The sequence below is a fragment of the Streptomyces scopuliridis genome (assembly GCF_042790125.1).
Classification (GTDB): domain Bacteria; phylum Actinomycetota; class Actinomycetes; order Streptomycetales; family Streptomycetaceae; genus Streptomyces; species Streptomyces scopuliridis_A.
The window spans coordinates 35,984-57,100 of the sequence record NZ_JBHTZS010000005.1 but is presented as its reverse complement, the minus strand read 5'-3'; the positions used below and the strand labels follow the sequence as shown (position 1 = coordinate 57,100).

Below are 21,117 nucleotides of genomic sequence, written 5' to 3'. Positions count from 1 at the left end.
GCGTCCCAACGGGGCCTCTCCAGAGTCGAGTTCCGGGTGGCCGGCAGGGTGTCGAGCCAGTCGAAGGTGCGCTGGTGGAACAGGGAGAGCGCGCCCTCGTGGCAGTATTCGCCGGCACCTTCGTCCTCACGGAAGAGGATCAGTTCCTTCTGGCAGGTCAGCTCGCCGATCAGGCGCTGCGGCTGGCCCTTGAAGAACTGGTCGTTCTCGGCGTCGAGGACGAATGTCGGGCAGGTGATGCGGTCGGCGATACCGGCCAGCGCGTCCCGGCCGATGCGCTCGATGCGCGCCGAGAGTAACGCGGGGAACGCGACCGTTCCGTTCGCCGTGCTCGGGGGCATGGCGTCGGCCCTCGACGCAGGCGCACGTTGTGACCCGCGCGTTCCTCGGGCCCCGACCCCGGCGCCTTCGCGCTTTGCCGGCTGTCAGCCGCCGTTATAGATCGTCCCGCAGAGCAGTGTCCTGTCGTCGTTCATCAACCAGGCCAGGTACTGCGTCCTGTCGTCCGGCCCCTCCACACAGTTGCGGGAGCTCGCGTTCGCCGGGGCCTGATAGACGCCGATGATGTGGATGATCCGGTTGTACGCGGCGGGAATCTGCCGCGCCTTGCAGTCCACGGCCGTCATCGATCCCAACTCGGTCTTGTCGCCAACCTGCTTGCCGAGCACACAGTAGTATTTCTGGTAGATGCGGGTGACACAGAGCTTCGTGGTTCTGCCCGAGACGGCAGACGTGTACATCCACGATGCCTTCCCCGCACCGCTGGGACAGTTGGTGTCCGTGGTGCTTGTGACTTGGACGAGGCCCGCCCGCTGGCTGTTGCACGGCACGGGGTCCGGCGGAACGTCGGCGCTCCATTCGATGCTGTCGGCGCGGCGGCCGGTGTCGTAGATCTCCAGGCAGTCGCCCGCCGAGACAGCCGTGAATGACTCTTCGGTGGGATCCGGAGTGGGTGACGATGTTTCGGACTCGGGTTCGTCGGATCCGCCGCTGGAGTCGTCGTACGAATCCGAATCGCTTGTGTCCGCATCGCTGGTCTCAGGGGTGTCTGGTGTGTCGACAGTCTCTGAAGGCTCATAGGGGGTTGAGCTGGAACTGGGCGGGGACGACTCGGCCAGTAGCTCTTTCATCTCCTGCGCGTTGCTCACACCTAACCAGGTCAGGATCGCCAGCAGGGATGCGATTCCTCCGAGCCATGCCCAAAACCTGCTGGTGGAATCGTCCCCGGATGCACCTGCCATGATCCCCTCCCCCGTTAATACGCAGACGATAGCGACTTCTGCAGATCAACCCAAGGAGCCCTTGCGCTCCACCTCCGTAAGCCGGCCTCGGCGACGGCCGTAGCACCATGTGGAGGATCGGGTTCTCAACTGTGCGTGCCCTGCTCCAGAGTGAAGGGGGTCCCGCCAAGGTGAGGGCAGAAGCCACAACGGCTCGGCCGTGCCTCCCGCTCCCGTTCAGGCCCAGTTCGGCAGATCCGTACCCCGCTGGGTCGGTGCACGGTTCCAGTTCGCGGGTGCGCCGTCATAGTGGACCGGGGGCAGGGCATGACGGAGCAGACCGTAGGGCGATTCCGTCTCGGTGAGCCAGGGTTCGGGGTCGTAGCGGTCGGCGTCGCCGTGTGCGGGGGTGGGGTGGATGTCATGCAGCAGCCAGGAGGCGGTGCCTGCCAGAGAGAGGCGGAGACGCCGGCCGCCGCCGGTGGGCTGGCGGTCGCTCAGTGCGCGGAGGACGGCGGCGGCGAGCAGATACCCGGTTCCGTGGTCCAGCGCCTGGGCGGGCAGTACACCGGGGCGGCCGTCGGCCGTGGCCTCGATCGCGGCGATACCGGTACCGGCCTGGACCAGGCTGTCGAAGCCTCGGCGCTCGGCCCAGGGGCCGGACCAGCCCCAGGCGCACAGTTGGGCGACGATCAGGTCGGGATACCGGGCCAGGAGCGCGTCGGGGGTCAGTCCGTGCCGGTCCAGGGCACCGGGGCGGTAGCCGGTCACCACGACGTCTGCCCGGCTGAGGAGGCCCTCGAAGGTGCGTCGGTCGCCAGGGCTGGTGAGGTCCAGCAGCGTGGAGCGTTTGCCCGTCCCGGTGTCGGCGTGGGCATCCGCGTCCTCGGGGAGCTGAGGTGCGTCCACGCGCAGCACGTCGGCGCCCAGCAGCGCCAGTGTGCGTGTGCCGACGGGGCCGGCGATGACGCGGGTCAGGTCCAGGACCCGCACTCCTTGGGCCGGCACGGATGCGGGTGCCAGCGGGCGGGGGCTGCCCCGGCCCACGCGCCGCGTCTCGACCAGAGGGAGTCTGGCCGCAGCGGGTGCGGAAGCCACGGCGACGGCGAGGCCGCCTGCCGCGTAGACGGTCTCCTGGACTTCCCGGGCCGGGCGCGATGCCAGCTCCTTCGAAAGCACACCTACCAGCGCCTGGTCCTGTCCCGTGTCCTCGATACCCAGGGCGCTGAGCAGCCGGGCCCGGTGGTGCGGGTAGTTGGCATGGGTGCGTACCCATCCGTCGGCTGCCTGCCAGAACCCTGACAGCGGGGCGAAGGACGTCGGGGCCCGGCCGTCGATCCGCAGGTGGCGTTCACTGACGAACGCGGTGGCCACCGCCGCCTCGTTCACCCGTACCGCGGGCACCGGCACGCGGTTGCGCAGCGCCAGCAGTTCCGCCGCGGCCAGCGAGGACACTCCCACGCAGGCCCGCGCCAGTTCCCTCACCGGCAGACGCGACGGCAGGACAGCCCCCGCCCCCTCGAAGCGCACGCTCTGAACCAGTTGGCCCCGGCCCTCCAGGGCCGCCCAGGCGTGCGCGGTGGCCGCGTCCTCGGTGTCCGTCATGAGCCCATTGTGCGGCGCAGCCTGGGATGACGTCGCCGACGGGCCCGCCAACGACCAGCCCGCCTGGGCTTCCGGTCCGGTAGCAACGCCTTATCTGAAAAGCCACGCTTGACAGCGCGTGAGTCTTTACGAAATCCACCAATCGGTGGTCACCTCCTCTATGAGCTGATCACGATTGGAGTGTCCATGCAGAGGACCAGCAGGAACGGAACGAGCCCGAAGAACTGGAAGAACTGGACAAGTGGGAAGCGACGGCTGCGATCTGCGGCCGTCGTCGCCGTCGTTGCCGCTGCGGGCCTGCTGGGGACGGCAGCTCCCGCCAGCGCTGCCGCCGCGTCGCCGACCGCCGTATGCGGTTCTGGGTACAGCGTTATCGACTCGCACAGCCTGGCGACACCGGCCACCATCTACCTGTTGTACAGCGCCGGTACTGGCAAGAACTGCGTCGTGACCATCCGCGACACCGCGGGCACCGCCAACTTCATGGAAGCCTGGGTCACGAAGACCGATGGCAAACGGGTCATCGACACCGGGCAGTACACGTCGTACGCGGGCCCCGTCTACATCTCGGCGGCCGGCACCTGTGTCATGTGGGGCGGCGGGTACAGCAAGGTGAGCTGGACAAGCGATTGGGGTCACTGCGGCTGATCCCGGCCCACTCTGCGCGTATCGGGTGCACACAGTGGGGCTGGACGACCTCGCGAACACCGGGTCGGCTCCGCTGACCGGCCTTGCGGTGGTCGGTGCCCGCGCGAGCAACCTGAGGGACGTCGACGTGGAGGTTCCTCCGTGGTCCTGGGTCGGGCGCTGCTGCTGGTCGGTTTCCACTGGGCCCCGCGCCGTCTTCGGGCGCTGTGTCGGCGCCCGTCACGCACGAGGCGTTACCTCTACTGGCTCGGTGACTGGGTGGTTGTCGCAACGATGGTGTTCACGATGACCGCGGTCATCGTGCGGGTCACGGCCTCAGCCGCGGCGCCGGCTCCCCAGTCGCCCTGCTCCAGTTGCTTCGCGCGGGTGATCACCGGGCTTGTCCAGGGGATTTGCGGGTCGAACTGAGGCAGGGTTCCGCTCGCCGACAGCAGGGCCGCGAGGGCGCCGACGCGCGCACTCGGCTCCCCGCCGTCGACGAGGACGGCGCGCACGCTCTCCAGCAGCGCCGGCCGGCGACCGGTTGCTCCCTCGACCAGTGCGGTGGTGTTGAACAGGCCGAGCGCCTTCCTTCTCACCTGCTTGATATCGCCGCGTGCGATCAGCCTGTCCAGCAGCGGTGCCCGAAGCCGCGGTCCGATCGCGGCGAGGACGGTCTGGACGCTTCGGGGCTTCTCGGCGACATAGGTCAGGGCGGAGCGGTGGATCTCGTCGGAAGGCGGGAGTTCGCCAAGGGCCTCGGCTCGCGCGGCGCTCGCGTGAGTCCCGTCGTATGTGAGCCGACCGGCCAGTGCCAGGTCGCTGAGCACGGCGCCGGCGAGGGTGTAGAAGAGTGTGTTCTCTCCGGCGATCGTTCCGGACTCGGGCTGGAACAGCAGTAGCAGGAGGTCCTCGGCCAGCGAGGGGCCACCTTGCTGGGCTGGCCCTGCCGCGTCGTCGGGTTCGCCTCCACCGAGCGGCTCGGGCAATGCGGGATTCACGATCGGAACTCCTTGTCATGCAGGTCAGGGTGTTGATGCCCTGGCGGATGCCCTTGCCGAACGAGGGGTGGGGCGTGTTGTGAAAGTAGCGCCGTCCGCCCGCAGGCCAGGCGGGACTCCCTGTATGGTTGATGTATCAACTCTCGGGTGAACATGATGCCAGGCGTGGGCATTCCTGCCGCGGCGCCACCGTGAAGCCGACGGTTGACGATGTGGTGATCCCTACGGTGACCGTTGATCAATCAGCTGACTGTGCGCCGTCCCCGTGTGGGCGTGGGTAGCGTGAGGAAGCGGATCGGTCAGTCAGGCTGCTTCTTCATGTGTTCGAGGACGCGGCTCGAGATCCGGGCGAGCGTATCGAGCTCTTCCTGGGTGAGGGCATCGATGAACAGTCGTCGGACGTGTGCAACGTGCATGGGCGCGGCGTCTTCAATCGCCTTGTAGCCGGCCGGGGTGGCGACGATGAACGCTCCGCGTCCGTCGTCGGGACATTCCTCCCTGGCCACCAGTCCGCGCTTCGCCATCCGCCTGACCTGGTGGGACATCCGGCTCTTCTCCCACTCCACCAGATTGGCCAGGTCGAGGAAGCGCATCCGTCCGCCGCCCCTTTCCGTGAGACTCGCCAACACGATGTAGTCGGAGGCGGACATGTCGGAGTCGGCTTGGACCCGGCGGGAGAGTCGTCCGATGAGCGTCTCCTGCATGCGGATGAAACTGTCCCAGGCGGCCTTCTGCTGCGAGGTCAGCCAGCGAGGCGTTGCGTTCATTGAGGGAGTGTAACGAAAACGTTGACAGCTCATCTATCCCGTTGACGTGGCCAATTCCGCGCGATGCCCGGAATGTCCGGGGTGCTGCGAGCGCTGAGTGGTCGGGTGGCGTCGAATCGGCCCGTTCGTCAAGGGGGCCCTTGCTGGTTTGCCTGCTGAGGGTAGGCGGCTCCTTGATTGTGGGCCTCATCTGACCGTGCGACGGCTTCGAGAGTTCGGCGGTGGTCGGTTCGGCGTTGTCCACGGACAGGAGCGGCCGGCATCAACGGCTCGGTCCGGCCCCGCATTGCGTGAGTGATCACTAACCGGACGGACATATCGATCAACTGGCCAACCCATCAAGGAGGCGCGCTCCAGTCGGGCGGCAGTCAGGGGGTGGTGATGGCGGTCTCGCCGGTCCCTGGCGCACCCATCGCGGCGACCGGTGATGTCCCGGCGGCTCGCATCCCTTGTGGGCGCCCGGCCCTCGCCGCTGTTGATGCACCCTCAGGGGTGGGTGGTGCGTCAACTTCTGTTCCCGGGCCACCCCCGCGGGCTCGAACGTGTACGGGCCTACCTCGGCATCTAGTTGACACGTCAACAGGTCGCGCTTAACATAGGTGACACGTCATCCAGTCGGGTTGGGGTGGGCCTCTACCGGTACTGCGGACCGCCACTGATGCGGAGGCCGCGCCAGATCGTGGGGCTGCGTCAACCGATTCGGCGCGATGTCCGGCCGACTCGGCCTTGCGGGCGCCGCCGAGGACACGTGCGGCTGCATCGTCGGCGTCGAGATCGACGGTGTCCCGTTCGACCCCGCAGACACGAAGCACCCGGAGAGGGATCCCATGAGCAACGCAGCGAAGTCCGGACTGCAGGCACTGCTGACGCCCGAGGAGAGCGTGCTCGCCCTTATCGACCACCAGCCGTTCCAGGTCGCCAACCTGCACAGCCACGAACCGACGATGGTCATCAACAACGCCGTCGGGCTCGCCAAGGCCGCCAAGGTGTACGACGTTCCGACCATTCTGACCACCGTCCTGGAGGAGCGCGGTGGCCTTCTTCTCCAGGGGCTGCAGGATGTGTTCCCGGAGCAGAAGCCGATCAACAGGACCTTCATCAACACCTGGCAGGACGAGCGTGTCGTGAACGCCGTCAAGGCGACAGGACGAAAGAAGCTGATCATCGCCGGCCTCTGGACGGAGATATGTGTCGCGATGCCGGCGATACAGGCGGCGGGCGAGGGCTTCGAGGTCTACGTCGTCACCGACGCGTCGGGCGGTGTCTCGAAGGAGGCCCACGACATGGCGGTGCTGCGCATGGTCCAGGCGGGCGTGGTGCCGATCACCTGGATGGCCGTGATGGGCGAGTGGCAGCGCGACTGGGCCCGTGAGAAGACCGTGCCGGGCGCCGCCGAGGTCCAGTCGCAGCACGGCGGTGCCAGCGGTGTGGCCTTCGCCTGGGAGATGCAGCTCCTGGCCACGCCCACCGGAAGCGAGGCCTGACATCGCTACCGCCCCGGCACCGATCCGTATCGGGTATTGCGTGTCGCTGACCGGTCCGCTCGCGGACAACAGCCGGTCGGCCCGTCTCGCTCATGAGATCTGGCGGGAAGACATCAACAGCCGGGGCGGCCTGCTCGGCCGCCCGGTCGCTCGGCCCGTTGCTCAACGGCTTCGTGAACTACGAGTACTGGGCGCCGGTGCCCACAATGATGTTCCCGGGTGTTCAGGAACTGCTGAGCACCTACCAGGCACGGGCCGGCGAAGCCGGTGTCGACCTCCTGGGGCACTACATGGTGCCGCTCGCCTACGCCCAGATGCAGGTGGTCGCCCAGGCTGTCGAAGCGACTGGTGGTGTCGACGACGCGAGCCTCGCGGCGTATGCGCGGGAGGAGACCTTCCCGACCGTCATGGGCGATGTCAGGTTCGGAGTCAAGGGCGAGTGGTCGGAGCCGCGTGTCCTGCAGGTCCAGTTCCAAGGAATTTCCGGCCATGAGGTCGGTCAGTTCCAGAACGGATCGAGACAAGTCGTGGTGTCCCCACCGGAATCCACTTCCGGAGGACTCGTCTTCCCCTACACGGAAGCTCTCGCTGCCGAGTGACGGAGGCCAGCCGTAGCTTTTCGGGACGGGCCGCCGGACATCCTGGCGACCCGTCCTCGATTCGATCAGGCGTTGACGACGGCCGTGATGGCCGCGCTCCAGTACTGGGGCCGGCTGCTCGGTGATCCGGACGGCCGCAACCCTGTCCAGCGATAGGCAAGTTGATGCATCAACCAGATGAGGTTAATGTGGAACGAGGCCCACGCAGAGTACGTATGGAGGACACATGGCAGTCGAAGTGAGTGACGTTCCCGAAGTCCGGCGGTACGAGGCCCGGGTCGACGGAGAGTCCAAGGTCGCGGGCGTCGCGGAGTACATCCGTACGACGGAACTCGTCGCGTTCGTACACACCGAGGTCTCGCCGGAGTACGAGGGCAGGGGAGTCGGGTCGGCACTGGCCCGCACCGCCCTCGACGACGCGCGCGCCGCGAACCTGCGGGTGCTCGCCACCTGCCCGTTCTTCGCGGGGTGGATCGCCCGGCACCCCGAGTACGAGGACCTGCTGTACCAGTCCCGCAGCAAGGTCAGCGACTGAACAGCCGGGCACGGAAGCGAGGGAGGCCGGTATGAGCGGCGGAACCGAGAAGAAGGCCTACCAGGGCCAGTCGATCACCGTGACCTTTGAGGCCAGGCGCTGCTTGCACGCCGCCGAATGCGTCAACGGCCTGCCGGAGGTCTTCGACACGGCCGCGCGCCCGTGGATCCGCCCCGACGGTGCCGACGCCGAGCGCCTGGCCGAAGTGGTGCGGCGCTGCCCCTCGGGTGCGCTGCAGTACGAACTCGCGGACGGCGGGTCGGAGACCCCGGACCGGTCCGCGTAACTGCGCGCGACGTCATCGGACAGCCGATCGTACGCGGCGAGTTGAGCGTGTCACACGCCGGGAGGCCCGCGCGCCGAGACCAGAGCCGTGTGTGGCTGCGGGCAGAGCCGTTTTCGGCCTGTTCCGCGACCACGCATGGCTCTGCGTTCAGACAGCGCCGGGCTGACCCGCCCCTCACACTGCGACGCGGCCGCCGGCCTCGGTCTTCGGGCTCGCGTCGATGACGTGGCCGGCGACACCTGCGTGGTCGGGGTTGTGGTCGATCGTCGTCCCCGCGCTTTGGCGCCACCGTCACCCACGTCGAGGACTTCGCCAACGGGACGCCGCATTCCAACGTGACTGTGGGCGGCGCTCTCTGCGACTTTGTCGGGACTAATCGAGGAGACATGACCATGACTGGCAGTACCGCGGCCGACCAGGCTCAGCGCAACACCGAAACGGTGCTTACCGCCATGCGAGAGCTCTTCAAGGAGAAAGACATCACCGCGCTTGACCGGTACTGGGGTGAGCCCTACGTGCAGCACAGTCCCCAGATGCCCAGTGGTCTGGACACGCTCCGTGCCGTGGTGCCGGGCCTGGAGGGCTTCTCGTGGGAGCCGAAGCGGATCGCCGCGCAGGGCGACCTCGTCTTCACCCACAGCATCGTCCACGGCTGGGCGCCGAATCCTGTCGTCATCGTCGACATCTTCCGGCTGGACAACGGTCGTATCGTCGAACACTGGGACGTCATCCAGGACCTGACCAGCCCCGACGCGACTGTCAGCGGCAACCCGATGGTCTGACACCAAGTCTGGAGGCCCGGCCGCTCACCATGCGTCATGGTGTCGGCCGGCGAAGCCTCGAAAGCAGATGTGCGCCTTCACGCCCGTCTTAAGAGCAGGCACGGAACACAGGGGATCTGACCTTCCGTGCCTCGACATCCACAGCGACTCAGAAGGGAAGAGTAAATGGGGTACATCACCGTAGGGAATGAGAACAGCACGCCGGTCGAGCTCTACTACGAGGATCAGGGCGCGGGCCAGCCCGTCGTCCTCATCCACGGATATCCACTGAACGGTCACAGCTGGGAGCGCCAGACGCGAAGTCTCCTGGCCGCCGGATACCGCGTCATCACCTACGACCGTCGGGGCTTCGGCAAGTCGTCAAAGGTGAACTCCGGGTACGACTACGACACCTTCGCCGCGGACCTCAACACCGTGCTGGAGACGCTCGACCTTCGCGACGTCGTGCTGGTGGGCTTCTCGATGGGTACGGGCGAGGTCGCCCGTTACGTCTCACAATTCGGGCATGAAAGGGTCGCCAAGCTTGCGTTCCTGGCCTCGCTGGAGCCTTTCCTCGTCGCCCGGGACGACAACCCCGAGGGTGTGCCGCAGGAGGTCTTCGACGGGATCGAGGCAGCGGCGAAAGGTGATCGGTACGCCTGGTACACGCAATTCTTCTCGGACTTCTACAACCTTGAGGAGAACCTTGGTAGCCGGATCAGCCAGGAGGCCGTCACCGCGAGCTGGAACGTGGCGACGTCAAGTGCCCCCGTGGCGGCGTACGCGGTCGTTCCCGCGTGGATCGAAGACTTCCGCACCGACGTCGAAGCGGTCCGCGACAGCGGCAAGCCGGCCCTGATATTGCACGGCACAGCCGACAAGATCCTCCCCATCGACGCTACCGCCCGCCGCTTTCGACGGGACCTGCCCGAGGCGCAGTATGTGGAGATCGAGGGTGCCCCGCACGGGTTGCTCTGGACGCACGCAGATGAGGTCAATTCAGCCCTGCGCTCCTTCCTCGGCTAGATCCGCGACGAGACCGGCGAGCATTCGGCATCGGCCGTTGGCTACGCGTGCGAGGACCAGCACGCCGTCGATGTCCACGATCACCTGGCCGTCGGCGGCCGGACTGTCCGCGCCGGCCAACTCCCACGGACGAGGACTCTCACCTCGACAGCGGCTTCTGTCTCAGCCGCTTCGAAGGTCTCATCGCGCGGTGCCCGGCATGGGGCCTGATCGTCGTGCTCGACCATCAGCCGGTCAGCGACGGGGTTTCCCGCAGTCGCCCGCCCATCGTCACGCCGCCGCGCGAACGCCGCCGCATTGCGTCGGGCACCGGGCCGCTCGATACAGACGGCACTCGGCCGAGAGTGCGCGAACTGGTGGCGGCCGACGGCCGCCACCGGCGGCTCCGCGCTCACAGTGATCTCAACCGGGCTCCTGGCCGTACGCGTTCCGGGCCGGCGGATGACGGTGGTCGCGCGTCGTGACGAGTTGGCGGACGCGCGAGAGGGTATTCCCGCGCAGTGCTCGATCGGCGGCTGGGCCGTCCTGCGCCGTTCAGGAATCCAGCTGCGGGTCCGCGGCCTGGGCCGTTCCGGTACACGGGTATGGCGCCGGCGGGAAGCCCGTGGCCGCCCGAGTTGGGCAACGTACGGCCCCTGCACGACCCGGCACCCGCTGAGCCGGCACATGCGAGGACTTCGCCCGCCGTGACCACCGCACCAGCGTCGCCCGCTCCTCCTCGGACCGCACCAACTCGGCCATCGGCCGGCCCATCTTCGCGATGAAAGCGGCCTGCATATGCAACGAGTTCCCGACGCGGGACACCAGGCGACGGATTCCCCCGACGGCGAGCCGTGGTCTGCGTCATCAACCCGGCGTGGCCGGAATCCCGCTGTCCTCTTTCTTTACGCAGCGGTGACCTGTGCCGGGCTTTCTATTCACGGACAGTGACCGTGCCTTCGGGCTGATGTGATTGATGTGACCCACGTCACTGATGGGCCTTTCTGTTGGGGGAGATATCGTCACAAAACCGGTGTAAATAGAGGGTGTTGGCCGTTGGAATGGGAGGTTCCTGGCCGTCGGCTGCCCCTGCCTCGTCACCTGAATCCCTGCCAGACGGGTTCCGAGAACAGTGATAGCCACAGGTCATAACGATGCAGTCGTTATTCCGCTTCAACTCCCGGATGAGCGGAATAACGTACCGGCATCCTCTGCATTTCCAAAAGCGTTGACAGGGTCCAGTTCCGGGCTGTTGTATGACTGTCATCAGGGGGGCGGGATGGCAAATGGGGGGCCAGCCGGCGGGTTCAACGTCGGCAGACGCGTGGTATTAACCTGTTGCCATCCCCAGTTTGGGGGGATGTCATGAGCAAGATTAAGCACACGCTTCCGATCGCTGCCGCAGCCATTGTGCTGACGGCTGGAAGCATCGCCGGCCCCGGCTTTATCCAGGCCGAGTCGGTGGCCGCGAGCACATCAACTGCCACCGAGACTCCGGGGACCACCGAGACGTCGCCGACCACCGAGGCCCCGTCGGGGATCATCGGTACGCGGACGGTCGCGACGACCCCCGCCCAGTTGCTGCAACTCCTGGGCGAGAGGATCAAGGCCAAGGACATCGACGGAATCATCGCTCTCCATGAGCCCGAAGCGGCGATCGTCAATTACGACGGATCGATTATCAGGGGCCGCCAGGCAATCCGGGCGTTCTACATCGACTGGTTCACGTCGGATCCGGTGCTCACCGTCAACCCTCGCCAGACTGTGGTGGCGGGCGGGTGGCGCGGGCTGGACGGCAAGGTGCGTAGCCGCACGGCGGCCATCATGGGCGATTACAGCCTGGAGCAGAACGCGGCGGACGGTACCCGCGAGAGCTTCACCGGCAATTTCTGCGACACCGTGCAGGAGCAGCTGGACGGCACGTGGCTGTACGTTCAGGACAACCCGTACCCGCCCCACGGTGGGCCGGCGCCTGCGGCCGCCCACCACTGATCCGACCACCCGGGCGGCCTCGTCCGCTTTCCGCGCAGTCGGCCGGTCGGCCGACCAAGGGCTGTCCCGTAACTCACGGATGAGACACCGACTGCTGTCATCAGCACGTTGGCATGACCTATTGCGTCCCTATCTTCAGGTGCCCAGCCGCGCTGTCAACCTGGTTGAAACAAGCCGCCGCTCACTCGGGCGCTCAGAAGTTTCGGGACAGCCCTTTGCCGTGCAAACGGGAGTTTGATCCGTCGTGCCGAAAATCAAGTATTCCGAGGAAACTCCTGCCCCCCATGGAATTTCACCATCGACCATGGGTGGCCGGCCATCGGTCAATCAATGCGCGGATAGTGATGTGCCGACACGTCGGAGGTTTGGAGCAAACTTGAACGCCACCTCGCTCGAAGTTTTACAGGCCCCGGTCGCGCGGCAGCAGCCTCAGTGGGGAGACCCGGCGGAGGTCGAGCAGGTCCGGGACATGCTGGCAGCTCTCCCCCCGCTCGTGGAGACCGAATCGCTGGGCAGGCTCCGCGGTCTGCTCGCCGGAGTCGCCGCCGGGCAGGCGCAGGTCGTGCAGGCGGGTGACTGCGCGGAGGACCCCGCGGAATGCACCGCGAGTGACGTCGAGCGCAAGGCGGGACTCCTCAACGTGCTCGCCGGCGTCATGAACGCGATCACTCATCAGCCGGTGGTACGGGTGGGCCGGATCGCGGGCCAGTACGCCAAGCCCCGGTCGGCGCTGACCGAGTTGGCCGGCGGCGTCGAGATCCCGGTGTACCGAGGGCACATGGTGAACGGTCCCGAGCCGGACCCGGAAGCACGACGGCCCGACCCCCGACGGCTGCTGGCCGGCTACCGGGCGGCGAGCCATCTCATGGCCAACCTCTGTCCGACGCCGCAGGCGCGCCTCGACCCCGCCCTCTGGACCAGCCACGAGGCTCTGCTGCTCGACTACGAAATCCCGATGCTGCGCCGGGACCGGGAGGGCCGGGTCGCGCTCACTTCCACGCACTGGCCGTGGGTCGGCGAGCGAACCCGCCAGCTGGAGGGCGCCCACGTCGCGCTGCTGGCGGATGTGGTGAACCCGGTCGCGTGCAAGGTCGGGCCGCGGATGACCGTCGCCGAGCTGCTCGGGTTGTGCGAGCGGCTCGACCCGGAGAAGGAGCCGGGCCGGCTCACCCTGATCGCCCGGATGGGTGCCGACGCGACCATGGATCTGCTGCCGCCGTTGGTCCGGGCGGTGCGCGCCGCCGGACACCCGGTGATCTGGCTGGTCGACCCCATGCACGGCAACACCGTGACCACCGCGGAAGGGCGCAAGACCCGGGTCGTGGAGACAATCGTCCGGGAGGTCACGGCCTTCCAGGCCGCTGTTCACACCGCCGGCGGAATACCGGGCGGGATACATCTGGAGACCACCCCCGACGCGGTGACCGAATGCGCCGACGTCCCGAACGGCACCGACCGGATCGGTGAGAAGTACACGACGTTGTGCGACCCGCGACTCAACCCTCGCCAGGCGGTGGCGGTGGTCTCGGCCTGGCAGACGCGGATGATGACGAACCGAGCCGAGGGAGAACCGTGCCGGGCATAGCGCCGATCCCAGCCTACCCGCTGCCCACGGCGGCGGAACTGCCCATCAGCACGGCGCGGTGGACACCCGACCCGAGCCGCGCGGCACTGCTCGTACACGACATGCAGCGTTACTTCCTCGCGCCGTTTCCCTCAGAGATACGCGAACCGTTGGTGCGCCACTGCGCGCTGCTGCGTGAGCGTTGTGCCGCGCTCGGGGTCCCGGTGTTCTACACCGCGCAACCCGGTGGCATGACCGACGAGGAACGCGGCCTGCTCAAGGACTTCTGGGGTCCGGGCATGAGAGTGGACCCCGTCGATCGCCAGATCGTCACCGCGCTCGCACCCCGGCCGGCGGACCAGGTGCTCACCAAGTGGCGCTACAGCGCGTTCTTCCGCTCGGACCTGCTGGCGCAACTGCGCGCCCAGGGCCGCGATCAGCTGATCGTCTGCGGGGTGTACGCGCATGTGGGGGTACTGGCGACGGCGCTTGAGGCGTTCACGAATGACATCCAGCCGTTCCTGGTCGCCGACGCCGTCGGCGACTTCTCCGCCGAGTACCACCGGCTGGCCCTCGACTACGCGGCCGCCCGCTGCTCGGTGGTCACCACCACCGAGGAGGTCTTCCGATGAACTCGACGCAGTTGTTCGAGCACGTGCTGGGCCCCACTCCGGGTGCCTTCGCCCTGCTGCACCGCCCCGAGACCCTGGGCCCGGACCGCGTGGAGATCCTGCTGGGCCAGGTCGGCACCCCGGCCCTGCTCGCCGACATCCCGTCGGCCGGCCAGGGCGGGCGGCCCGGCGAGGCCCGTCACGAGACGCTGGTCCTGGTGCCCCACCAGCAGATCACCGAGCGCGGCTTCGCCGCCGTCGAGGACGGTTCACCGCTGCTCGCGATGTCGGTGACCGACCAGGGGCAGATCACCACGTCCGAGGCGCTGAGATCCCTGCCGGACGACCCGATCGCCCTGACCGGTGGGCACTTCGACGCCGATGACGAGGCGTACGCCGAGACGGTCCGCGCGGTGCTCGACAACGAGATTGGCACCGGAGAGGGCTCGAACTTCGTCATCAAGCGCTCGTTCGTCACCACCATCACCGGGTACTCGACGCGCAGCGCACTGAGCCTGTTCCGCCGGCTGCTCACCCGGGAGAGCGGCGCCTACTGGACCTTCATCGTTCACACCGGCACCCGCACCTTCGTCGGCGCCACACCGGAGCGCCATGTCAGCCTGCGAGACGGCATCGCGGCGATGACCCCGATCAGCGGCACCTACCGCTACCCGCCCACGGGACCGGTCCTGTCGGAGGTCATGGATTTCCTCACCGACGGCAAAGAGACCGACGAGCTGTACATGGTTCTGGACGAGGAACTGAAGATGATGGCCCGGGTCTGCCAGGGCGGTGGCCGCGTGCGGGGGCCGTTCCTGCGGGAGATGGCCTGGCTCGCGCACACCGAGTACGTCATCGAGGGGCGCAGCGACCTCGATCCCCGGGACATCCTGCGGGAGACGATGTTCGCCCCCACCGTGACCGGCAGTCCGCTCGAGAACGCCTGCCGGGTGATCGCCCGCTACGAGCCGCGCGGCCGTGGGTACTACGGGGGCGTCGCGGCCCTCATCGGCCGGGACGCCGGCGGCGCGCGCACCCTGGACTCGGCCATCCTCATCCGTACCGCCGACATCCGTACCTCGGACGTCGACGACAGCGGTCACCTCGAGGTCGGGGTGGGCGCGACCCTGGTCCGGCACTCCGACCCCGGCACCGAGGTCGCCGAGACCCGCACCAAGGCCGCGGGCCTGCTCAAGGCGTTGGAGGCCAACCAGCGGCTCGACGAGCGCCCACTGATCCGGGAGGCTCTGGGGACGCGCAACGAGACGATCGCGCGCTTCTGGCTCAGCGACGCCGCGTCACGAGCACAGCCGCATCCGGTGCTGGAGGGCCGCCGGGCGCTGATCATCGACGCCGAGGACACCTTCAGCTCGATGCTGGCCCACCAACTGCGCGCCATCGGACTGACCGTGGAACTCAGCCGCTTCGACGCGTCCCACCGCTTCGACGACCACGATCTCGTCATCATGGGCCCCGGACCCGGCGACCCACGGGAGACCGGCCACCCCAGGATGGCCCACCTCACCTCGGCGATCGAGCAGTTGCTGTCCCGGCGCATCCCCTTTCTGGCCGTGTGCCTGAGCCATCAGTTGCTGTGCCGGCACCTCGGGCTTGAGCTGAGGCGCCGGGAAGTCCCGAACCAGGGCACCCAGCGCGAGATCGACCTGTTCGGCTCGCGGGAGCGGGTGGGGTTCTACAACTCCTATGTGGCCCGCGCGCGAGCCGAGCGGCTGGAGTGTCCCGGCGTCGGCGAGGTGAAGGTCAGCCTCGACGCCGGCACCAGCGAGGTGCACGCCCTGCGCGGGCCGCACTTCGGCTCGGTGCAGTTCCACCTTGAATCCGTGCTCACCCAGGACAGCGAACGCGTCCTGGCCGGGCTGCTCGTACCGCTGATGGAGACCGCGGAGGTACTGAACGTATGAAAGCCACCATCTCCTGGTGGGACCTCTCCGGGTCCGACCAGACCATCGACTCCTTACGCGGCTACCTGCGTGACGAGGGCGTGGATCCGTGGGCGGGGATTCACGGGCTGCGGTTGAAGTTCTGGATCTCCGACCGGCGGACCAACCGCTGGGGCGCGGTGATGCTGTGGGATTCCACGGCCGACCTGACGGCACCGATGCCGCCGAACCGGGCCACCGAGCTCATCGGATTCCCGCCGGCCGTCCGCATGATGACCGACATCGAGGCCATCGTCGAAGGTGTCCACTCCGGCCAACTGGCCGATCGCGGCCTGGCCTTCGAACCGATCAGGAAGTCATCGTGAGCGCATCGACCCAACCCCGGGTGGCCGAGGAGTTCTCCACCCCGCCCGCCGAACCGATGGACCTGCTCCAGGCCTGGTTCGACAGTGCTGTCGAGAACGCCGTCCGCGAACCGGGCGCGCTGGCGCTGGCCTCCGCCGACGCCCGCGGCCATGTCTCCAACCGGATCGTGCAGGTGCTCGCGGTTCGCGGTACGGGGCTGGTGTTCGCCAGCCACGCCGACAGCCGCAAGGGCCGGGACCTGGCCGAGACCGGCTGGGCATCGGGCGTGTTCTACTGGCGCGAGGCCGGCCGCCAGGTGAGCGTGAGCGGCCCGGCCCGTCCGTTGCCCGACGAGGAGTCCGACGCCCTGTGGGCCGCCCGGCCGGCCGGCACGCACCCGATGTCGGTGGTGTCGCATCAGAGCGCGCCGCTGCTGGACGAGGCCGCGCTGCGGGAGCGGGCCCGGGAACTGGGCCGGGGCGGCTCGGCGCTGCCTCGCCCGGACCGCTGGCTGGGCTATCTGCTGGAGCCGGCGTCGGTGGAGTTCTGGCAGGCCGACCCGCAGGACCGGTTGCACCGGAGGCTGCGTTACGAGCGCGACGGTTCCGGCTGGTCCACGGGCCGGCTCCAACCCTGACCGTGCTCCGGATCGTGGACGTGAGAGGAAGAAAGGCAAGCCGATGTGTGGAATTACGGGCTGGGTCTCGTTCGACCGGGATCTGACTCAGCAGCGCGTGCGACTGGACGCGATGACGGAGACCATGGCCTGCCGGGGACCGGACGCCGCGGGCGCCTGGCTCGACCGGCACGCGGCGCTCGGTCATCGGAGGCTGGCGGTCATCGACATCGAAGGCGGCACCCAGCCCATGGTGGTGCCCACCGACGACGGTCCGGTGGCGATCACCTACAGCGGTGAGGTCTACAACTACACCGAGCTCAGGAGCGAGCTGCTCCGGCGGGGCCATCGGTTCCAGACGCGCAGCGACACCGAGGTGGTGCTCCACGGCTACCTGGAGTGGGGCGAAGCGGTCGCCGAACGGCTCAACGGCATGTTCGCGTTCGCCGTCTGGGATTCCAGGGCCGAGAGGCTCGTGCTGATCCGCGACCGGATGGGCGTCAAGCCGCTCTACTTCTCCAGCACCGACGACGGAGTGCTGTTCGGCTCCGAGCCGAAGGCGATCCTCGCCAACCCGCTGGCCGACCGCGCGGTCGACCTCGCCGGAGTGCGGGAGCTGGTCAGCTTCACCCAGACGCCGGGGAGCGCGGTGTGGTGCGGGATGGGCGAGGTGGTCCCGGGCGGCGTGGTCACCGTCGACCGCTCCGGCCTGCGTGAGCGCCGTTACTGGACGCTGCCCACCCGTCCGCACACCGACGACCGGGAGACCACCGTCGCCACCGTGCGCGAACTGCTCGAGGACATCGTGGGCCGTCAGCTGGTCTCCGACGTGCCGCGCTGCACCCTCCTCTCCGGCGGTCTGGACTCCAGTGTGATCACCGCACTGGCTGCCGCCAAGCTCGGCCGGCCCGGGGAGCACGGCGAGCCCGGCGAAAGGGTACGCAGCTTCGCGGTGGACTTCGCCGGGCGGGAGGACGACTTCGTCGCCGACGAACTGCGTGCCACGTCGGACGCCCCGTACGCGCTCGAAGTGGCCGCACATGTCGGCTCGCGGCATGAGCCCATCGTGCTCGACCATGCCGCGATCGCCGACCCGGCGGTGCGCCGGGCCGTCATCACCGCGCGCGACAGTCCGCTCAGCCTCGGTGACATGGACGCCTCGCTCTACCTGCTGTTCCAGGCCATCCGCGAGCAGTCCACGGTCGCCCTGTCCGGCGAGTCCGCCGACGAGGTCTTCGGCGGGTACAGGTGGTTCCACCAACCGGAGGTCCAGGCCGCGCAGACCTTCCCCTGGATGGCCGTCTTCGTCAGCGGCGCACGGGCCCAGGTGTCCGACCGGTTCAACGCCGACATCACCGCCTCCCTCGACCTGCCCGCCTACATCCGCGACCGCTACTCCGACGCGGTCGCCGAGGTCGAGCGGGCCGAGGGGGAGAGCGATCACGAGATGCGGATGCGGGTGATGTGCCACCTGCACCTGACGCGCTTCGTCCGGATGCTCCTGGAACGCAAGGACCGGATCAGCATGGCCGTCGGTCTGGAGGTCCGGGTCCCCTTCTGCGACCACCGACTCGTGGAGTACGTCTACAACACCCCGTGGTCGTTGAAGACCTTCGACGGCAGGGAGAAGAGCCTGCTCCGCGCCGCGACCGCCGACCTGCTGCCCGCGTCGGTGCTGAACCGGGTGAAGGCTCCCTACCCCGCCACTCTGGACCCGCACTACACCGGCGCACTGCTGCAGCAGTCCAAGGAACTGCTCACGACCGACGACCCGGTGTTCGATCTGGTCGACCGCAGCTGGCTGGAAGACATCACGCGGCGGGACTCGGCCACCATGCCGATCGACGTCCGCAACGGCATGGAGCGCGTGCTCGACCTGAGCACCTGGCTGGACATCTACCGTCCCGAGCTCCGGCTCTGACGCAGAGCTCCCGTCGGTGCGTCACTATCCACGCCCACATCATGGATTGAGGGATTCGAGATGGGAACGGACAGCACTGGGCCCGAGGGGCTCAAGAGCGACCTGGACCTGCGCGACCGGCACCGTGCCGTCGTCGCGGACTACATGAGCCGCAAAGGCGAGAACCGACTCACGCGCTACCTGCTCTTCACCGAGGACGGCAGCGCCGGCCTGTGGACCAGCGACACCGGCGAACCGATCACCTCGCAGGGGCACGAGAAGCTCAAGGCGCACGGCGAGTGGTCGCTGCGCATGTTCCCCGACTGGGAATGGAAGAACGTCGAGATCTTCGAGACACAAGACCCCAACAGGTTCTGGGTCGAGTGTGACGGAGAGGGGCAGATTCTTTACCCGGACTACCCGCCCGGCTACTACAGGAACCACTTCATACATTCGTTCCTGCTCGAAGACGGCAGGATCAAGCAGAACCGCGAGTTCATGAACCCGTTCCAGCAGCTGCGCGCGCTGGGTATCGAGGTGCCGAAGGTCAATCGCGGGGGAATCCCCACGTAGGGGAGCGCGCCGCCGGGCCCGGACGGTCCGTTGGCGCCCGCCGCCAGGTTCACCGTCACACCGTCATTCGCACACACAGCAAGGAGCATCAGGTGGGATCTCAGCTCAACCCGTACATCGCCTTCGACGGGGACGCGCGGCAGGCGATGGAGTTCTACCACGAAGTCCTCGGCGGCAAGCTGGAGCTGGGCACGTTCGGCGACTTCGGCTCGCCGGAATCGCCCGACGCCGACAGGATCATGCACGCCACTCTCAGCACCTCGGACGGCTTCACGGTGATGGCGTGGGACGTCCCGGAGCGGGTTCCCTTCAACCCGGGCACCAATGTCGCGCTCTACCTCGGCGGCGACGACGCCACGCTCCGCGAGTACTTCGAGAAGCTGTCCGCCGGTGGCACCGTGGCGATGCCTCTCAAGAAGCAGATCTGGGGCGACGAGGCCGGCACGCTCGTGGACAAGTTCGGGATCACCTGGATGTTCAACATCACCCAGCAGCGGTCCTGATCGACCACGGGGCCACAGCGTTCGAAGCGGCCCCGGACCGGCAGCGGGCCGGCTCCTCGTGAGGGAGCAGGGGCACGTCGTATCACAAAGCTCTGTGTCATGCCGTGGAGAGACCGCGGCGAAGTGGGTCGACCGGCATCGGTTGGCAGGTTGGGATGGTGAGGTCTCAATGACAGTCGACGTGCAGGCCACTCGGGACGTGGTCGACATCATCACCGGCGGATGGAGGGCACAGGCGCTCTACACCGCGGTCAAACTCGGACTGCCCGACCACATCGCGGCCGGCCGTGACACCGACGCCGAACTCGCCAAGGCGACCGGAGCGAAGGAGCAGGGCATTCACCGCCTGATGCGCCTCCTGGTGGCCATGGGCATATTCGAGGGCAACGAGCCCACCGGCTACCGCGGCACCCGGTTGAGCGCGGCCTTGCTCGACGGCCCTCAGTCCCTGCGCGACATGTGCCTGCTGTACGGCGAGGAGTTCTACTCCGCGTGGGGCCACGCCCACCACGCCATCAGCACGGAGAGCTCGGGATTCGAAGTCGCCTACGGCCGGCCGTTCTACGCGTATCTCGGCCAGGACGCGGCCATGGCCAGGCGATTCCAGCACACCATGAACGCGGCGAGCATGTTCTTCCACCAGGTGCCCGAGATCTTCGACTTCTCGGGCGGCAAGACGGTCGTGGACGTGGGCGGAGGGGGCGGGCACCTGCTCGCCACGATCCTCGGCGCCACACCGGATGCCAGAGGCACGCTCTTCGACCGCGAGCACATGATGCCGAAGGCGCGTGAGCACTTGTCCGCCACCGTCGGCCTGGACCGTGCCGAGTTGGTCGGGGGCGACATGTTCAAGGACGTCCCGGCGGGCGGGGACGTCTACATCCTCTGCCGCGTGCTGGCCGGCTGGGACGACGAAGCCGTCATCGGCGTCTTCGAGAACTGCCGCCGCGCCATGGCGGACTCCTCGTCGCGGCTGCTGATCCTCGACCGTTTCGTCGAGGACGAGAACTCCACCGTGCTGCCCGCTCTGTGGGATCTGCACCTCCTGGTGACGACGGGCGGCGAACACCGCACCCTCGACAGGATCACGCGGCTGCTGAACCGGGCCGGCCTGGACATCGCCGGGACCGCGGAACTGCCCATGGAGACGACCGCTCTGATCGCCGCGCCGCGCACCGCGCCGTAACACCAGGAGTACGCGCTGAATCCGACCCGGGCGGCG

22 protein-coding genes are annotated in these 21,117 nt (G+C 67.8%); 18 read left to right on the top strand and 4 right to left on the bottom strand.

Annotated elements, in window-relative coordinates:
• Positions 1 to 74: 74 nt before the first annotated feature.
• A complete protein-coding gene (locus ACFRKB_RS09315) occupies positions 75 to 299 on the top strand; it encodes a hypothetical protein (protein ID WP_383104615.1) in 225 nt (74 codons plus the stop codon).
• A 126-nt stretch (positions 300 to 425) separates the two neighbouring features.
• Here the strand turns inward: ACFRKB_RS09315 and ACFRKB_RS09310 are convergent, their stop codons facing one another.
• Both ACFRKB_RS09310 and ACFRKB_RS09305 read right to left on the bottom strand, forming a co-directional pair.
• The gene (locus ACFRKB_RS09310; RefSeq protein WP_383104613.1) at positions 426 to 1,241 is read right to left on the bottom strand and encodes a hypothetical protein; all 816 of its coding nucleotides are present in this window, start codon (positions 1,239 to 1,241) and stop codon (positions 426 to 428) included.
• A gap of 216 nt (positions 1,242 to 1,457) precedes the next feature.
• A complete protein-coding gene (locus tag ACFRKB_RS09305; protein WP_383105110.1) occupies positions 1,458 to 2,675 on the bottom strand; it encodes a CoA transferase in 1,218 nt (405 codons plus the stop codon).
• Positions 2,676 to 3,011: 336 nt separating this feature from the next.
• Here ACFRKB_RS09305 and ACFRKB_RS09300 point away from each other — a divergent pair, with 336 nt between their 5' ends.
• Complete coding sequence (locus ACFRKB_RS09300) at positions 3,012 to 3,473, top strand: hypothetical protein (RefSeq protein ID WP_383104612.1); 462 nt, start codon at positions 3,012 to 3,014, stop codon at positions 3,471 to 3,473.
• A 239-nt stretch (positions 3,474 to 3,712) separates the two neighbouring features.
• On the opposite strand, the gene ACFRKB_RS09295 is transcribed toward ACFRKB_RS09300, so the two are convergent.
• Together ACFRKB_RS09295 and ACFRKB_RS09290 are read right to left on the bottom strand one after the other, a co-directional pair.
• Positions 3,713 to 4,453 (bottom strand): GOLPH3/VPS74 family protein, encoded by a 741-nt coding sequence (locus tag ACFRKB_RS09295; protein WP_383104610.1) that lies wholly within the window; start codon positions 4,451 to 4,453, stop codon positions 3,713 to 3,715.
• A 299-nt stretch (positions 4,454 to 4,752) separates the two neighbouring features.
• Positions 4,753 to 5,220: a MarR family winged helix-turn-helix transcriptional regulator gene (locus ACFRKB_RS09290; RefSeq protein ID WP_383104608.1), complete on the bottom strand. Its 468-nt coding sequence runs from the start codon at positions 5,218 to 5,220 to the stop codon at positions 4,753 to 4,755.
• Positions 5,221 to 6,047: 827 nt separating this feature from the next.
• On the opposite strand from ACFRKB_RS09290, the gene ACFRKB_RS09285 reads away from it, so the two are divergent.
• The 16 genes from ACFRKB_RS09285 to ACFRKB_RS09210 all read left to right on the top strand — a co-directional run bounded on the left by ACFRKB_RS09285 (position 6,048) and on the right by ACFRKB_RS09210 (position 21,081).
• Positions 6,048 to 6,704: a hydrolase gene (locus ACFRKB_RS09285; protein ID WP_383104607.1), complete on the top strand. Its 657-nt coding sequence runs from the start codon at positions 6,048 to 6,050 to the stop codon at positions 6,702 to 6,704.
• A 92-nt stretch (positions 6,705 to 6,796) separates the two neighbouring features.
• Complete coding sequence (locus ACFRKB_RS09280; RefSeq protein ID WP_383104605.1) at positions 6,797 to 7,303, top strand: type 1 periplasmic-binding domain-containing protein; 507 nt, start codon at positions 6,797 to 6,799, stop codon at positions 7,301 to 7,303.
• 226 nt (positions 7,304 to 7,529) lie between these two features.
• Positions 7,530 to 7,838: a GNAT family N-acetyltransferase gene (locus tag ACFRKB_RS09275; protein ID WP_383104603.1), complete on the top strand. Its 309-nt coding sequence runs from the start codon at positions 7,530 to 7,532 to the stop codon at positions 7,836 to 7,838.
• A gap of 31 nt (positions 7,839 to 7,869) precedes the next feature.
• Positions 7,870 to 8,124, top strand: coding sequence for a (4Fe-4S)-binding protein (locus ACFRKB_RS09270; RefSeq protein ID WP_383104602.1), 255 nt, complete (start codon positions 7,870 to 7,872; stop codon positions 8,122 to 8,124).
• A gap of 392 nt (positions 8,125 to 8,516) precedes the next feature.
• On the top strand, positions 8,517 to 8,906 hold the full coding sequence (locus tag ACFRKB_RS09265) for a nuclear transport factor 2 family protein (RefSeq protein WP_383104601.1): 390 nt from the start codon (positions 8,517 to 8,519) through the stop codon (positions 8,904 to 8,906).
• Between the two features lie 165 nt (positions 8,907 to 9,071).
• Entirely contained in the window at positions 9,072 to 9,911 is an 840-nt protein-coding gene (locus tag ACFRKB_RS09260; RefSeq protein ID WP_383104599.1) for an alpha/beta fold hydrolase, read from the top strand.
• Between the two features lie 1,344 nt (positions 9,912 to 11,255).
• Positions 11,256 to 11,882, top strand: coding sequence for a YybH family protein (locus ACFRKB_RS09255; protein ID WP_383104597.1), 627 nt, complete (start codon positions 11,256 to 11,258; stop codon positions 11,880 to 11,882).
• 376 nt (positions 11,883 to 12,258) lie between these two features.
• Positions 12,259 to 13,467: a 3-deoxy-7-phosphoheptulonate synthase gene (locus ACFRKB_RS09250; protein ID WP_383104596.1), complete on the top strand. Its 1,209-nt coding sequence runs from the start codon at positions 12,259 to 12,261 to the stop codon at positions 13,465 to 13,467.
• A complete protein-coding gene (locus ACFRKB_RS09245; protein WP_383104594.1) occupies positions 13,455 to 14,078 on the top strand; it encodes an isochorismatase family protein in 624 nt (207 codons plus the stop codon). The genes ACFRKB_RS09250 and ACFRKB_RS09245 overlap by 13 nt, the downstream gene beginning before the upstream one ends.
• Positions 14,075 to 15,979, top strand: a complete 1,905-nt coding sequence (locus ACFRKB_RS09240) for an anthranilate synthase family protein (RefSeq protein WP_383104592.1) — start codon at positions 14,075 to 14,077, stop codon at positions 15,977 to 15,979. Before ACFRKB_RS09245 ends, ACFRKB_RS09240 begins: the two co-directional genes overlap by 4 nt.
• A complete protein-coding gene (locus tag ACFRKB_RS09235) occupies positions 15,976 to 16,323 on the top strand; it encodes a hypothetical protein (protein WP_383104591.1) in 348 nt (115 codons plus the stop codon). The genes ACFRKB_RS09240 and ACFRKB_RS09235 overlap by 4 nt, the downstream gene beginning before the upstream one ends.
• Positions 16,320 to 16,940 carry a phenazine biosynthesis FMN-dependent oxidase PhzG gene (phzG, locus tag ACFRKB_RS09230; RefSeq protein ID WP_383104589.1) on the top strand — a complete coding sequence of 207 codons (621 nt, stop codon included), beginning with the start codon at positions 16,320 to 16,322 and terminating at the stop codon, positions 16,938 to 16,940. The genes ACFRKB_RS09235 and phzG overlap by 4 nt, the downstream gene beginning before the upstream one ends.
• A 43-nt stretch (positions 16,941 to 16,983) precedes the next feature.
• On the top strand, positions 16,984 to 18,840 hold the full coding sequence (asnB, locus tag ACFRKB_RS09225) for an asparagine synthase (glutamine-hydrolyzing) (protein WP_383104587.1): 1,857 nt from the start codon (positions 16,984 to 16,986) through the stop codon (positions 18,838 to 18,840).
• A gap of 60 nt (positions 18,841 to 18,900) precedes the next feature.
• A complete protein-coding gene (locus ACFRKB_RS09220) occupies positions 18,901 to 19,392 on the top strand; it encodes a PhzA/PhzB family protein (protein WP_383104586.1) in 492 nt (163 codons plus the stop codon).
• Between the two features lie 92 nt (positions 19,393 to 19,484).
• Positions 19,485 to 19,895: a VOC family protein gene (locus ACFRKB_RS09215; protein WP_383104585.1), complete on the top strand. Its 411-nt coding sequence runs from the start codon at positions 19,485 to 19,487 to the stop codon at positions 19,893 to 19,895.
• A 169-nt stretch (positions 19,896 to 20,064) separates the two neighbouring features.
• Positions 20,065 to 21,081 carry a methyltransferase gene (locus ACFRKB_RS09210; protein WP_383104583.1) on the top strand — a complete coding sequence of 339 codons (1,017 nt, stop codon included), beginning with the start codon at positions 20,065 to 20,067 and terminating at the stop codon, positions 21,079 to 21,081.
• The last annotated feature ends 36 nt before the right edge of the window (positions 21,082 to 21,117 follow it).